The following is a 12,036-nucleotide window of genomic DNA, read 5'->3' as shown; positions in this document are numbered from 1 at the left end:
TCGTTCGTCAGCAAGACGAGAGACGAGAGACGAGAGACGAGAGTTTTTTTCGGATTTTAAGATACAAAATTCCACGGAAAAAGGCAAATGAGACTAGAAAGTGGTTAGTGATTAGTGGTTGGTGGTTAGGAAAGGGGAAAGCCTCCCCCTGGTTCGCACTCCGTTGCTCTCCACCCCCACGCCTAAGGGCTCCGCCCCTAACACCCCATATATTCACCAAGCAAAGAAACTGATGGTCGCAGAATATCGATCTACATCAGAAATAGTCTCATGTCTTTCCGGATAGCTACTATAATCCCTGCGTTTATACGTTAAATCTCTCCCATAACGAAATTCAAGGCTAACCCTTGTTACATAATACGGAATGAAAGATATATACATTCCACATCCTATTTCATCATAAAAAATTGGAGCCGATGGACCAACATGAAGCATCGATGGCGATTCTTCTATAGCCATCGCTTCACGGCCATTCCTAGACAAATGCTGAGTCAAACCTATCCGGAAATTATCACCTATCGGCAACTGTTCTATAAGCGATATGCCACCACCCCATTGGAAATACTTGTGTTCTACTTTTTCCAATTTCCACAGCCATAAATTGCTCCAACCCATCACACCAAAATAATCCGTTACAAGCCCCGCTTGCACATAGGGCGTCACAAAATCAAGACCAAATCCGTACTTGAAATATCCTATACTTTTTTGAAGAGAAAATTTAAAATCAAACGGTCATTCTTCACCATTAGCATAATTATGAGTTTTATACCACTCATCGGAACGTTCTAGCGTCTTTACACCTTCTGCAACATGTTCTCCTACAAAAGTCAAATCGCCCCAATACGCAGAAGCAGAAATATCTTTCACAAAATCGCCATCGCTTTTTTTCCATAAAACTAGCAGCAGATGGCGGACGTATAATGGCAACGCTGCACCCCGCCAAGAGCAGGGGCACACCATCAAAGCAACCCATAAAAACCCACGAAACATTATCTACAAAATAGAATATCTAGGCAAAACCCGGATTCATTCCATCTGCCAATTCGCAAACTTTATCAAATAAAATAGACCACTTTGCTTCTAGGAAGGAGATTCCGGGTCAAGCCCGGAATGACAAGCGTAGCAGCGGACACGACAGGGTAAGAAAACAGATCATTTTCCCAACTACCGGAAAATGATCATCTAATACATGTAAGACAAAGAGAAATGGGTTTGCCAGATGTTATTGGCCGAGGCGGGAGAACGAGTGTAGTAATAGGTTTCCCCTACAGACAACAGAACATGATCAAACAGAGATATGGTCGCCCCGGCGTATTGCGAAAGAAAATACGGGAAATCTATGGTTATGTCGTAATCCCCAGGAACCTCGATATTATCCAATTGGAGCGAACTCCTGAATAACCAAGGCTGATAATAGCCCGTAGAAAAATTCAACGAAAAATGTTCCGTCACAAAGAGACTTGAATAGGCGTACAATCCGAAATTGGCGTTGCTGTAAGAATGCGTTTCTTCAAATTTTCCCTTGACGACGGTATTGAAAAGAACATCATCATCCAAGCTGCCATTTTCTACGTACAAGTACTTTCCAGAATAATTAGCTTTATCCTTGGAATAGCCCAAGCGAGTTCCTACCCCAAATTCACCGACGAGAGAATTAAGCCCCGCAAAAAGAGTAACAGAAGGATATGGATCAACCTCGACCCGGCCCCCTCCCAAGAAAACCCACCTCTTTACAAAAACATCCAAAGAACCGCTAAAGGGACTGTCCTTCAGTTGGTATTCAATGTTCGCATCTTCGTCCGGAAGCGATTCACCACGAGGTCGCCTATACCCTTCATTTGTTAGACCGTCTAGTGGAACTATTTCTTTGTCCCCAACGGTATACGCAATATTTCCCCTAAAGTAGACGGTATTCGGCATTACCCAGACGCCAGTTCCCCAAAACGGTTCGGGAACATCCACATCAAATGTGCCCTTCGTTATATTCGCCTTGTGAACGGAACAGCCATACAACAGGAACACCAATATAATGAGGAATGCAATTCTCATATGTAACAATGATACCTTTTTCCAAAGGAAATCGAGCGCATTCCATCTGCTTGTTTGTGGGTTTCGTCAAAAAAAAAACAGACAAATTCACTTCAGAAAAGGAGATGCTCGCAGACATGACAAGTAAAGCGGCGGGAATGACATACCATCGTTTATTTCTTCTTCGCTTTTGGTGCAGGCAGTTCCGGCAACATCGCATTGAGCAGGCGAACCAACAAATCACCATCTTCAATCTGTTCTGCTGTGACACGCAACATCGGCTTCGCTCCTTCGTAGGGCAATTGCTTTTTCGCGTTCGGCAACAGCTTAAGCGCCGCAGGCACGGGCTTCACCAGCAAGCGGTCATCGTAAATCCCGCCGAAGATTTTCCCGTCGGCATAAAGGACGTACTCGCCCATCATCTTGCGGGTCGTCACGCGGAAACCACCTTCAAGCAACTTTCCATTGAACTGTTCCAAAACATGGTCACGAAACTTTTCAGAACTCGGCATAGTTTTAAATATAAATAAAGCACGGTCAAAAAACTTTTGCCGCGCACCCTTACATACTAAAAGCTCTAATTTCGCACTCCAGTATGTAAAAAAATCCGCAAAACACCCTTTTTGAGAGCATTTTCCCTATTTCAGACAACTTTTCTTCCCTAAAAGCCCCAAAAAGTGACTTTTTCCGGGAAAAATTACATACTAATCAACACAAAACAAACATTCAGTATGTAAGCCTCTCGCGCAAGCATCAAAAACATCGTCGATAGCAGGCCGTACTATTAATTTGTATATTCTCCCTATGCTCAACCACGTATTCCTTATCCTCGCCATTGTCGCAGAAACGCCGGCACCACGCTCCTCAAGATGTCGAAGCAGTTCACCAAGCTCGTCCCGTCCATCGCCTCGCTCGTGTGCTACGTTGCATCGCTTTACCTGCTGAGCCTCTGCCTGCGCACCATCCCCATCGGCATCACGTACGCCACCTGGTCGGCGCTCGGCATCGCGCTCATTACCGTCAGCGGCATTTTCTTTTTCAAGCAGATGCCCGACTTGGGAGCCATTATCGGGCTCGTCCCGATTATTTCAGGCGTCGCCGTGTTGAATCTTTTCTCGAAAATGGATATCCACTAGCGATCAACGCATTTTTTTTTGCAAAATAAAGTCCGAACATCCTTTTTAGTGTTTTTTTATTTCTTTTTAAGAAAGAGAAAATAACGGTCACTAATAATATGGAAAAACAAAGCATCTGGGGAGCACTCACTAACAACGGTTTTACATGCTGGGATTATAGAGTTTTCGCACTCTATATCGTCATCCTGGTTGTCATGGGCATTTTTCTTGCACGCGGTAATTGTGCCGCTCATAATTCAAGACAAAGTCTTTAGCGTTCCGCAATTCTTGCGAAACCGCTACAACAAGGGCGCCGGACTCGGTTTCTCTACCTTTCGGCTATTTCTTTACGTATTTTTCTTGTTCTTGATTGCGGGCATCTACTCTATTTATGGTGGCCTCATATCCGTAGCGTGGACGAACGTCATGCAGGTATTCTTCCTCATTGGCGGAGGACTCGTTACCGCCATCGCAGCGCTTACGGTTATCGCCGAAAACATTCCGAGTATCGACGGAGCTCTTTCGGCACCTGGACATATCAAGGACTACCTTGCGCAAGACGTAGCGGACAGACATTTCAACCTTGTCGTATCGCGCAATCCAGAAGCCTTTCCGCCTATTTTAAATGATCCCTATTTTGACATTCCGGGCATCGTCGTGATTGTAGGGGGAATCTGGCTCACAAACCTAAGCGACTGGGGATGCGTCAATTATTGATTCGAGGCGATATTCTTCTTTGCGACCATGCTTCTCGTATTGTCGATTTACCTAAGATCAAACGCAAAAGACAAGGTCGAAGACATCAAATCCATGGGAATTGACCTAGCGGCTTTCCGTATAGACAAGTTCTTCAACTACGGCGCATTGTGCATTATGGTAATCATTACCATTCTATACGCCTGTTTTTGGTAAAATCAATTTTCGTTCAATGACCGGTTACTCTTCGTCCTCGGAAATACCCATGAGCTTCATGGCTCCTTTCCAGGTTTCCTTATTTTCGAAGCCGTCGCGTTTGCCGCCGCCGTAGCGGGCGTGCGCAAATTCTTCGACGAGGGATTCCCAGCCTTCGAGCTTGCCGTCCTTCACAAGGGCGTCCAAATTGACCGCGGAGGCGGCGGACGCATTCCCTGCAGCAAGCCCTTCGGCAAGCTCGGGGAACTTATTCGCCACGTATTCCTTGCAGATGCTTTCGAGTTCCAGGAGCCATTCGCGACTGTCGGCCGAATTTACACGCTGCTTGAGCACCAGCATTTTCGTCCGAAGAGCGTTTTCGGCGGCGTTCTTGGCAGCAACAGCCTCTCGGGCGGCGTTACGGCGTTTTACACGCCACAAGCCCGCGCAGAGCACGCAAACGGCCACAATTAGGCCCACCACAAGCGGAAGCGGATTAAACGGTTCGTTCACGCGCACATCCACGCTTTCGCTGCGCAAATCGAGCGGTTGTCCCATTTGCGTAGGAATCTCGAAACGCATCGCAGGTACATGCAGATCACCCGTGTCGCCCGCCACAATCTTGTAGGTAAAAGTAATCGAGGCAATTTCCTTGCCGTCCTTGACGGAGCGCGCCGATTCCTGCGACATTCCCACCTGCGTGAGGCCCTTCGCGTTCGCGGATCCTGTCGGCACCACCAGCAGGGCGCTCCCCTGTACGCTCCAGGAGACCGTCACGGGGAATTCAAAGGTATCGCCCACGGTCACCGCGGGCATTCCACCCTGCGGTCCCGCGACAATCGAAATTCCGAGTTGCTCGGGCGAAGGCATCTGGATTTCAGGCGCAACCACGGCGCTATCGGTTGCCACGCTATCAGCATCATTCACATTCAAAGAATCATTTTCCATACGAGGGGTAATATACAAAAAGCCGAGAGTCGTGATGGGGTGCTTGCACACCAGCATGACCGAGGCGCACGTATATGAATTTGCGCAGCAAATTCCATATACAAAAGCCGAGAGTTGTGAGCAAGCTTGCTTGCTCATAACCGAGGCGCCAATTATGAATCTGCGCAGCAGATTCCATATACAAAAAGCCGAGAGTCGTGATGGGGTGCTTGCACACCAGCATAACCGAGGCGCAACTATGGCGGGGACGACGAGTGACTTCTGCTCTGGATCCCCTCCTTCGCTTCGCTCTGTCGAGGATGACAAGAGGGGGACACTTATGTGCTTTTTTGATGTCGAGGATGACGTTAGGGGGGGGGCACGCTTGTGCTTTTTTGATGTCGAGGATGACAAGAGGGGGACACTTATGTGCTTTTTTGATGTCGAGGATGACGTTAGGGGGGGGGCACGCTTGTGCTTTTTGATGTCGAGGAGGACATAAAGGGGGCGCGTTTGTGCTAGAGGATGACATAAGAAAAAAAATGCCGGGGGTAAGCCCGGCATTCAACCTTTTCGCGTTATGGGGCTTTACTCTGTCACCTTAAGCTGCAGGGATGTCTGTCCCTTCGCTCCGCTCAGGACCGCCATGTACACGCCCTTCTTGACCGAGCGATCCAGGCCCACATTAGCCTTGCCCGTCACATCGGCCGAGTAAATCTTGCGGCCCTTTACAGAGAACAAGGAGAGACGTTCGTAGCCTTCCGGAATCACGAAGGAGCGGTTCCTGGCATCAAAACGGAACTGGTCCGACACAGAGGCCTTTGCGGAACCGATCGAGACAATCTGTTCGCCAGCCTTGATTCCGAGCTCCGTGCTATCCGCAGAATCGGCAACGACAACGGAGAACACATCCAATGCGACATCGCCCTTCCAAGACACGCGGATATTGGAAGTTCCTTCAGTCGGCAGAGCAATCTTGTTATAGAAGCCCTTGATGGTCGTGAGGCCACCCGTAGACGTGTATTTCACGGAATCCACGGTTGCTCCTTCATCGACACTGTAGCGGAGGTAGCCATCGCTGTTGGCACCAACCTTGGCATAGAACACATAGTAACCGGCAGCCGGAATATCCATCAACGTATATTCCGCCCAAGCTTCAGATCCGCTATTCTGTGAAGTCAGGTACATTTCATTCTGCACGCCCTTGGCATCGGTTTCGACAGTCTTTGCGTTGGAGGAATCCATGTAGTTTTCACCCTGGATTGCATAGCCGAAGTTCCCCACACCGTTTCGAACAAACTCATACTCTCCGCCACCTTCAAGGATAGAGCAATCGGTATTCGCCGGCTGCAAGCCAACGCTGGAAAGACCCTTACCGGCATTCAGGTTCTTCATCAGGTTCTTAACATACTTGCCCGAAGCGGTCAGGTTACCGTCGTTCCAGTCACCATTAGGACTTGCGCCACCATTCAGTGCAGAAGACGTTTCACCCTTGTCGATGATAGACCAGTTGGCCCAGCTGACTCCAATGGTTTCAATCCAAGACATCCAGGTGTCATTCATGCTCTGGTCGAACTTACCATCACCGCTGGATTCAGAAACGCCCCATTCGGTAATGATAATCGGGAAGTCGTTGCACTTGCCACGCAGCAGGTTATAGCGCAAGGAGCCATGACCACTGGTAGATGCATAGAAATGCAACGTATAGGCAATGTTCTTCTGGCCGGTAATGGGATTGGCGCGGGCCGCTTCCGTTCCCTGGGAATAGTTCGGGGTACCCACGATAATAATGCCGTTCGGGTCGTTCGCACGGATCTTCGGAATCACGGATTCGGCGTAAGATTTGATGGTTGCCCAGCTCGTGAGCGAGCCCCCCGTCCAAGTATCAGTCGCTTCGCTGCAGTTTTCATAAAGCGGTTCGTTGTACAGTTCGTAGAGAACATGCACGTAGCCCTTCTGCTTTACGTAACTTGCGATATTGCCGAAGAAGGTCTGAGCACCAGAAGCATTCTTGTGAGCGCAATGGGAGTGGTAGTCCACAATAATGTAGATACCAGCAGCAGCAGCATAGTCAATCATGGCCTTGGCACGAGATTCATTCAACTGGCTTATTGGCGTTCTAACAACGTTTCCACCCCAGTCGTTTGCAATGGTATTCACCACTCCCGAAGTAAAGAATTTGTCGCCATTCCAGCCCGGCCAATCCCAGAAGAAGCTCATGCCGCGCAAAACATACGGCTGGCCATTCTTGTCGACCACATCAAACCCCTTGAGGGACAACTGCCCATGTTCCGAAATCGGCGAGGCAATCACCCCAATCGCCACAGCAAGCACACCCATCAGAAGCTTTTTCAACACCATTGTATTACCCTATAGTTTATTAATAATTCCAGTACTTGATAAAGTAGCCGTTGATGAACAGCGTGTAGAGCATCTGCATCGAAGGTTCGAAGTAGAGCGAATTCGTCGCCTTGAACGGCGTATTCAGAATCACATCGTTACAGGCAGCGGTATTGGCAGACAATTCCGCGTTAACCGTCCACAGCGAGCAGAATGCTCCGCGGAAATGGGCGCCACCCAAACCGGCCTTGGGCTGTTCACCCTGGTAGATATACCTGATCAGAGTCTTGGTGATATCGCCACCCGTCGAGGTAAAGGCAAAGTTGGCAGCCGTTTCGGCCATGGTCTTTGCACGGTCGTCACCAAACCAGTTGTAGTCCCACATAATGCGAAGCGGGATACGCACGCCTTCGAGACCATAGTAGTCGCAGAGCTTTCCAGTCGAAGAGTTGTTCTCCGGATTCGTCGGAACGCCGTCCGCATTGCTCCAGTCCGGCCAGAGGCCGTTACCGTCAGCCTGAACCTTGAGCATATAGGCGTAAGTCGCATCGAGAACCTGCTGCCAGGCGGCACTGCGTTCCGTGTCGTACTTAATAGCGAGACGGAGGGCTACCAGCGAGAAGTAGCTGGTATTGTAGACATAACCGTCGTTCATGTGCAGGCCGTCGTTACCCGGCATAAACAGGTGCGTGGTCGCATTGACTTCGGTGTTGTAAATGGCACCGGCGATGCCCTTGGCGTAGTTCAGGTATTCAACATTACCCGTTTCTCCATAGGCAAGGAACAAGGCCGTCATTACGTCCAGGTCGGCATCCGTAGCAGAGCCACCCGTTGCGTCGGCGGAGAATCCACCCTTGAATTCGTCGCCCTTGACCATCCACTTCATAAAGAAGAGACCGTCAGCAGCGCTCACCGGATACGCCTGGTAATACTTGAACAACCTGTTGAACTTTTCCCAGTCCTTCATGAAGTAGGTGATCAGCATACCGTAGCCGATACCTTCGGACACCGTGTTCAGCGGAGAGTCGAACTTGATACGGGCGGAACCCTTCAGTTTTTCCACCATCGCGCCAAGGTAAGGTTCTTCCGAGGCCGGGACTTCCTCTTCGTAAGTCACGTAGAACTTGGCAATCCAGTTGTTGTACATCGTCTGCACAGCCAACTGGTTCGGCGTCGGGAATACGGCGTAGTAAGTCGAAGCGCCGGGATCCACCACGGGAGCAGAACTTTCGCTAGACAAAACCAGTCCGGGATTTGCGTCGCTCGAAACAGCGGGAAGGCCCGGATCAACAGATGCGCTGGAAGCAATACCGGGATCAACCGCGTTGGACGGCGAAGAAGAATCGTCGGAACATGCCATCAGCATAGCCGTAGTAACACCCAATACCGGCAGAAGATACTTTTTCATAAATAGCCTCGAAAAAAAGTCAAAACACTCAAGCTACAATTTAATTAAAAAAAACGAAAAAATAAAGTAAAAACGCGTTTGCATGTACACAAATGGAACCGATGTGAATAATCGCACACCGGCAACTAGACCTCGGAACTTTATGGCACAAAAAAAAAGAACCCCGTCCAAAGACGGGGCCCTGAAAGTCTACTTCAAGTAGAAATTACTTGAGGAGAATCTTCTGAGTGAGGTTTGCACCGGCAACGCGAACCATGTACACACCAGCGTCGAGGCTAGCGAGGTTCATTGCGGAAGCGGTAGAACCGCTCATAACAACCTGACCCTGGAGGTTCAGCACTTCAGCCTTGGCAGCCTTAACGCCAGAGAAGGAGAGGGTGCGACCAGAGAGGGTGGCCTTCACAGAAGAAGCCTTGGCAACGCTAGCAATCGGAGCGCTACCACCGGCACCGCATTCACCGGACCAACCGAGTTCGGCGACGGTGAGGGTACCCTTCACTTCGGCAGCAGTAGCGTTCTTCAGACGGATCTTCAGAGAGACAGCCTTGGTCTGAGCAACGGTGATCGGCTGCTTAGCCTTGTCCCAACCGTCCTGCTTGAACTTTGCCCACGGAAGATCGAGGCTGCTGGTCGTAGAGCCCGTAGTAGCAGGCATAGAGGTGTACCAGGAGTCGTAACCGTTAGCAGCTTCGTCCCAGCCGAGTTCCATCTGGAGGGCCTGAGAGCCAGTCCAAGAATAGACAATGCAGTAACCGGTGTGAGCGGAAATGTCGATCGGGGTTTCAGCCTTGGTCCAGTTGAAGCCGATACCAGCGATAGCCGGAGTAGAAGCGGCACCACCAGCGGCAGACATCGTCACCTGGAGGCCAGCACCTTCAACGAGGTTACCGCCCGGGATGATGGAACCATCAGTTGGATCGGTAGTGATGAGCTTGTAGGTACCATCCGGGTTGGTGTCGATCGGATCGAAAGACATCTTCTGGCCGTCCTTTTCGTCGCCAACGTAGGCGAACCACCAACCACCGGTAGACTCGTAGCAAGCTGCACCGTAGTCGTCACCAGTCTTGTCGCAAGCAACCGTTTCCGGGACCTGGACCTGGTATGCATCTACATCCATGTTCCACAGGGAGCCTGCGGCCAGAGATGCGCTAGCGGCAGCAAGGCCGAAAATAGCAAGATTTTTCATAATTCTCTCTCTTTGTTAGGGTTTATTGTTTATGTGGCTATAATATAATTCAAAAAAGGATTTTTGTCTTGCAAAAAAAACTTTACAGGATTATTTGTGGGCAAAATCACTTTTTCTTAGCGTTGTACTTAATTTCGGGCCTCAAGACCTGGCCGACCGTCACCAAAAGGGAGACGACGGGGGCCTTGTGGTCACCCGAAATGTCATAGAGCGCCATTCCGCCAAATCCGTTGTCCTTGACAAAAGTCGCCAGAGACTTCATTGAAGGAATTCCGTTGAAGACGATCGTTTCGGAAGAGCTTACCGCCACCTCGCTCTGGGTCGCCTCGTCGAACGTGACCTGATAGTCAGGAGTGTCGAACACGTTCATCAATTCTTTATAGGTCAGGTAGCCTTCGTTACCACTTCCGGAGCCCTGATGGCTGGAACCGAGGCCCGTAGCCCCCAGGAAGGTCTTTCCGTACATGGGAACGACCGGGACCACCTTGTCAGCGGAAATTCCCGCTTCGGCGTATGCCTTCAGGACTTCCTGCGCATAGGAGAAGTCGGAATTGGGCTTGACACTGGATTCCTCTGCGCTCATCTGGTCGGTCAGCATGACCATCGCCGTAGCGAGCTTGGCAAGGGCATCTGCCGGGTAAAGCTTAGCGGCATCCGGAGAACCGGCCACCGTCGCAGAAACAACCACGCCTGCATCGGCAAGCACCGTCACCAAGGCACCCCAAGAGGCATATTCTTCCTCTTCGGCGGGCATCCAGTCCAGTTCGATGCCGGCAAGACCGTACTGGTCCACCAGGGACTTCGCGGCTTCGGCCAGGGCGGCACGGGCTTCTTCGCTAGAAGCGACAGCCTTCATGACCTCTTCGTTACCGACTCCGCCCACGTTCACCGTGAGGCTAACCTTCTTTTCCTTGGAAAGGCTAGCAAGCTTTTCGAAGTTGGGAATGTCGTTTTCGTCCGAGTTAGAAAGGCTGGAGCCGTCTTCGCTAGGAATGAAGTAGCCGTAATGAATGTTCGTCAGGAATTCGTAACGGACATCTTCGGGGGTAAACTGGGAATACTGGAGCCAGTTCGGGAAATATGTTCCTACCTGAAATTCAGCTGCAAAAAGCAGCGCAGCGGAGCATCCTAATGTTGCAATAAATTTCTTAAACATATCGTCACCCTTTCTTAATTTGCAGGAGTTTCACCAGATTCTTCTGCAGCAGGTTCTTCAGTGGAAGGTTCTTCCGCAGCGGTTTCATCCGAAGCCGTTTCCGCAGTAGCAGGATTCTCTTCTGCAGCGGGTTCGTCCGGTTCGGGTTCAGGAGGGTTCGCTACAAGGAGACTGTCCTGAACTTCGCGGATACGAACAAGACGTTCGCCACCTTCGTCATTCCAAATCGGATAAATCTGGCCATCCGCCGCATTCTGGCAGAAGTAGTAGGAGCTGTAGTCCATGATTCGGGGCTTTGCACCCAAGGTGTCAGCCAGGTTCACGATTGTCGCAATCTGCTTTTCGATTGAGGCTGCCTTCGAAACGACCGTCTTGCCCGCCTGCGGACCAGCCGGAATCGTAATGTCGGCGGCAGCACAGGCACGGTAGGCACGACCGTCAAGGATTCCGAACGCGGCATAATGCATTTCGTAAAGATCCGGGTCGTACACGAAGTTATCAAGATAGGCAACGTCTTCAGCAGCACTGGGAGCACCACCAATCTGCTGCTTGTTGAAGCGGAGCACAATCGACTTCTGTTCCTTGTTGAGTTCGGCAGCACCTTCCCACATGGATTCCGGGTATCCGGCCATCAGGAAAGCCTTCTTGACCAGGGCTTCGTCGGCAAGGAACGCCTCGTTGTCGGCATTGTAGAGCGCCGTAGCCTCGGCCTTGGTATCGTTATTCGCCATGGAATCCAGGCGCGGCTTGTTGTCCTGGTTACGGAGCCTGTCGATAATCTGGAAATACTTGACATCGGGATTCAAAGCGAGATAAGTATCGATGTCAAAATCGGAAGGCATCTTGTAGTAGGCGATGTCATGGACACCGTTACCGGCGTTAGAGGTCTTGACAGCCATATCACCGGAGTCTACGGAGTAATCTGCGCAGGCACCAAGAACCAGGGCCGTTCCGATCAGTGCGAATTTTACTTTTTTATTCATAT

Annotated in this window: 12 protein-coding genes and 1 pseudogene; 3 read left to right on the top strand and 10 right to left on the bottom strand. The window is 50.3% G+C overall.

The features are described 5' to 3' along the window. Positions 1-213: 213 nt before the first annotated feature. The 4 genes from Q0P86_RS01760 to Q0P86_RS01745 all read right to left on the bottom strand — a co-directional run bounded on the left by Q0P86_RS01760 (position 214) and on the right by Q0P86_RS01745 (position 2,540). A complete protein-coding gene (locus Q0P86_RS01760; RefSeq protein WP_295037005.1) occupies positions 214-663 on the bottom strand; it encodes a hypothetical protein in 450 nt (149 codons plus the stop codon). A 69-nt stretch (positions 664-732) separates the two neighbouring features. Then, complete coding sequence (locus tag Q0P86_RS01755; protein ID WP_295037003.1) at positions 733-990, bottom strand: hypothetical protein; 258 nt, start codon at positions 988-990, stop codon at positions 733-735. Positions 991-1,182: 192 nt separating this feature from the next. Next, positions 1,183-2,049 carry a hypothetical protein gene (locus Q0P86_RS01750; protein ID WP_295037000.1) on the bottom strand — a complete coding sequence of 289 codons (867 nt, stop codon included), beginning with the start codon at positions 2,047-2,049 and terminating at the stop codon, positions 1,183-1,185. A gap of 152 nt (positions 2,050-2,201) precedes the next feature. Further along, positions 2,202-2,540, bottom strand: coding sequence for a TfoX/Sxy family protein (locus tag Q0P86_RS01745; RefSeq protein ID WP_295036998.1), 339 nt, complete (start codon positions 2,538-2,540; stop codon positions 2,202-2,204). Positions 2,541-2,832: 292 nt separating this feature from the next. Here Q0P86_RS01745 and Q0P86_RS01740 point away from each other — a divergent pair. From Q0P86_RS01740 to Q0P86_RS01730, 3 genes and pseudogenes are all read left to right on the top strand, one after another. Next, a pseudogene (locus tag Q0P86_RS01740) lies at positions 2,833-3,164 on the top strand (multidrug efflux SMR transporter). Positions 3,165-3,386: 222 nt separating this feature from the next. Beyond that, a complete protein-coding gene (locus Q0P86_RS01735) occupies positions 3,387-3,860 on the top strand; it encodes a hypothetical protein (protein WP_294112862.1) in 474 nt (157 codons plus the stop codon). A gap of 27 nt (positions 3,861-3,887) precedes the next feature. Continuing rightward, a complete protein-coding gene (locus Q0P86_RS01730) occupies positions 3,888-4,055 on the top strand; it encodes a hypothetical protein (RefSeq protein ID WP_294112864.1) in 168 nt (55 codons plus the stop codon). 24 nt (positions 4,056-4,079) lie between these two features. On the opposite strand, the gene Q0P86_RS01725 is transcribed toward Q0P86_RS01730, so the two are convergent. The 6 genes from Q0P86_RS01725 to Q0P86_RS01700 all read right to left on the bottom strand — a co-directional run bounded on the left by Q0P86_RS01725 (position 4,080) and on the right by Q0P86_RS01700 (position 12,034). After that, positions 4,080-4,982, bottom strand: coding sequence for a BatD family protein (locus Q0P86_RS01725; RefSeq protein ID WP_295036993.1), 903 nt, complete (start codon positions 4,980-4,982; stop codon positions 4,080-4,082). A gap of 567 nt (positions 4,983-5,549) precedes the next feature. Continuing rightward, positions 5,550-7,322 (bottom strand): cellulase family glycosylhydrolase, encoded by a 1,773-nt coding sequence (locus Q0P86_RS01720; protein WP_295036990.1) that lies wholly within the window; start codon positions 7,320-7,322, stop codon positions 5,550-5,552. Between the two features lie 19 nt (positions 7,323-7,341). Then, a complete protein-coding gene (locus Q0P86_RS01715) occupies positions 7,342-8,709 on the bottom strand; it encodes a glycosyl hydrolase family 8 (protein ID WP_295036987.1) in 1,368 nt (455 codons plus the stop codon). A 205-nt stretch (positions 8,710-8,914) separates the two neighbouring features. After that, positions 8,915-9,895, bottom strand: coding sequence for a T9SS type A sorting domain-containing protein (locus Q0P86_RS01710; protein WP_295036984.1), 981 nt, complete (start codon positions 9,893-9,895; stop codon positions 8,915-8,917). A gap of 106 nt (positions 9,896-10,001) precedes the next feature. After that, a complete protein-coding gene (locus Q0P86_RS01705) occupies positions 10,002-11,051 on the bottom strand; it encodes a glycoside hydrolase family 18 protein (protein ID WP_290993029.1) in 1,050 nt (349 codons plus the stop codon). A gap of 14 nt (positions 11,052-11,065) precedes the next feature. Further along, positions 11,066-12,034 carry a hypothetical protein gene (locus tag Q0P86_RS01700; protein WP_295036980.1) on the bottom strand — a complete coding sequence of 323 codons (969 nt, stop codon included), beginning with the start codon at positions 12,032-12,034 and terminating at the stop codon, positions 11,066-11,068. Between the last annotated feature and the right edge of the window lie 2 nt (positions 12,035-12,036).

This window comes from uncultured Fibrobacter sp. (assembly GCF_946062555.1).
GTDB lineage: Bacteria > Fibrobacterota > Fibrobacteria > Fibrobacterales > Fibrobacteraceae > Fibrobacter.
This window is presented reverse-complemented; position numbering and strand designations above follow the sequence as displayed.

Excerpts from the sequence above, each read along its gene's own strand:
- Q0P86_RS01755 (WP_295037003.1), bottom strand. The coding sequence starts at position 990 with ATGTTTCGTGGGTTTTTATGGGTTGCTTTGATGGTGTGCCCCTGCTCT.
- Q0P86_RS01750 (WP_295037000.1), bottom strand. The coding sequence starts at position 2,049 with ATGAGAATTGCATTCCTCATTATATTGGTGTTCCTGTTGTATGGCTGT.
- Q0P86_RS01745 (WP_295036998.1), bottom strand. The coding sequence starts at position 2,540 with ATGCCGAGTTCTGAAAAGTTTCGTGACCATGTTTTGGAACAGTTCAAT.
- Q0P86_RS01730 (WP_294112864.1), top strand. The coding sequence starts at position 3,888 with ATGCTTCTCGTATTGTCGATTTACCTAAGATCAAACGCAAAAGACAAG.
- Q0P86_RS01725 (WP_295036993.1), bottom strand. The coding sequence starts at position 4,982 with ATGGAAAATGATTCTTTGAATGTGAATGATGCTGATAGCGTGGCAACC.
- Q0P86_RS01720 (WP_295036990.1), bottom strand. The coding sequence starts at position 7,322 with ATGGTGTTGAAAAAGCTTCTGATGGGTGTGCTTGCTGTGGCGATTGGG.
- Q0P86_RS01715 (WP_295036987.1), bottom strand. The coding sequence starts at position 8,709 with ATGAAAAAGTATCTTCTGCCGGTATTGGGTGTTACTACGGCTATGCTG.
- Q0P86_RS01710 (WP_295036984.1), bottom strand. The coding sequence starts at position 9,895 with ATGAAAAATCTTGCTATTTTCGGCCTTGCTGCCGCTAGCGCATCTCTG.
- Q0P86_RS01705 (WP_290993029.1), bottom strand. The coding sequence starts at position 11,051 with ATGTTTAAGAAATTTATTGCAACATTAGGATGCTCCGCTGCGCTGCTT.
- Q0P86_RS01700 (WP_295036980.1), bottom strand. The coding sequence starts at position 12,034 with ATGAATAAAAAAGTAAAATTCGCACTGATCGGAACGGCCCTGGTTCTT.